The sequence below is a fragment of the Shigella sp. FC1967 genome (assembly GCF_001743005.1).
Taxonomy (GTDB): Bacteria; Pseudomonadota; Gammaproteobacteria; order Enterobacterales; family Enterobacteriaceae; genus Proteus.
In genome coordinates this window covers 1-1,545 of the sequence record NZ_MIIZ01000968.1, presented here as the reverse complement: position 1 = coordinate 1,545, position 1,545 = coordinate 1, and the positions used below count along the sequence as shown (strand labels likewise).

At 50.5% G+C, this 1,545-nt stretch carries 2 protein-coding genes; both read right to left on the bottom strand.

Annotation, left to right across the window (positions count from 1 at the left end):
- Positions 1-24 precede the first annotated feature (24 nt).
- Positions 25-708 carry a nuclease-related domain-containing protein gene (locus BHE89_RS16855; RefSeq protein ID WP_128860649.1) on the bottom strand — a complete coding sequence of 228 codons (684 nt, stop codon included), beginning with the start codon at positions 706-708 and terminating at the stop codon, positions 25-27.
- A 77-nt stretch (positions 709-785) separates the two neighbouring features.
- The coding region (locus tag BHE89_RS23880; protein ID WP_216081020.1) for a helicase C-terminal domain-containing protein at positions 786-1,545 on the bottom strand (760 nt) is incomplete at its 5' end.

The window sequence follows — 1,545 nt, the reverse complement described above, 5'->3', positions numbered from 1 at the left end:
AAGTATGGTTGCAGGATTGCGTTGTTAGACTTCGTTGTTCCGCCGCAGATTCTCAATGTGCTCCCGGTTAGTCTTCAAACCACGTTGAAGCCTGAGACTCTGGAGCCTCGCAGAGGCCTCTTCGACATCGAGCACCTTCTGTCCACTGGCAATCATGTCGTTAATGTAGTCAGCAGCTTTCCACCCGGAAGTGAAGAGAGCTGCTGGTCGATCTTTGCTTGCCCACTCACATTCCCCGAGCATGACAACCACGGAATGAATGTTTGCCAACCCGACGTTAGGAAGAAGAGCCTCGATAGTCTTCACATGCTTGTAGTTCTGACGAAACGGGTTCTGGAACTTATAGGTGTTCTTGAAGATTTTCTGGGTCCACTGCTTGTCTGATTCCTTGCCATAAATCCGGCCTTTATAGAACTTTGTCTCGACGACAAATATTCCGGTTGGAGCAACGACAATGTGGTCTATCTGCGTCGTATCCCCTTCTGAAACCACCAGTGTGACATCATCCAAAACAACGCACTCCTGCCCACATCGGTTGTGCAGTATTTTTGATAACGCCCACTCTCCGAACCGCCCCTTGATGTTTCGTGAAAACATTCTTAGAAAAGACGCAGCGACCGCCACCGCGAAAAGCAGCCAGATTAACGGTTGGCTTATCAATGAAGCCAGAACGCCCCCAAAGAGCTGGGAAATGAAGTTTTCAGGCATAAGTTACCCCTCAAAGTTATTTTGTTCTCATAGAACCAAAACGGCCCTTGTTTAGAGCCATTTTGTTTCTACGTAAATCAGTAAATTGGCCTTACCCTGGGATAGGATTCGATCACCCGCATAATTGGCCCCAGAAAGCCCTTGTACTCCGGCATCCTCAGCCTGCCATCCAAAACCAGTATGCGACGGTTTTTAGGCTGGTTCTCCAAGCGGATCAGGCGTCCAAGGCCTTGTTTGAAGCGGATAACCGTTTCCATGACTTCCATTGCCCCTTGCTTGCGGGAGCGAGCCAGACGTGCGTGGTAAGACAATGAACGGTTCAGGCCGAAAGGCAGCTTCGGAATGATGAGCGTGGCGATCACATTATCTTTCTCTGCGATTTCCTCATCGCTCAGCCCAATATGCTTGCCGTTGATGTCAAGGCCGGTCCATGCGCCGCCCAATGCAAGCCATAAAGGCTTTTCACCAGCTTTCAGAGCATTCAGGTAGGCAACCTTCTGCGCTTCTGTCGTAACGTTCCCGTCAGCTTTGACTATTGGGTTATTGAGCCCCCCTAACCTGTCGTAAACGCCTCTCACATCGGCAAATGATGTCATCAGGACCAGCGTTCCCCCCTCACCCTGGCCGTGAGCTATCACGATTTGCTCAGCAATGTTATCCAGCCAGGCGCTGTGCATTTTCTCTCGGCTCTCAGTGGTTTCATCGCTCTGCTTTCGTCCTACCGGAACAAAACGTTCAGCTTGTTCGAGGGCCAAAGGAGGCAGACAAATTTCATGAACATTGCTTTTCAGCCACGGCGGAGTGATAGGCGTATAGGTTTTGAGCCGACGTTCGGGG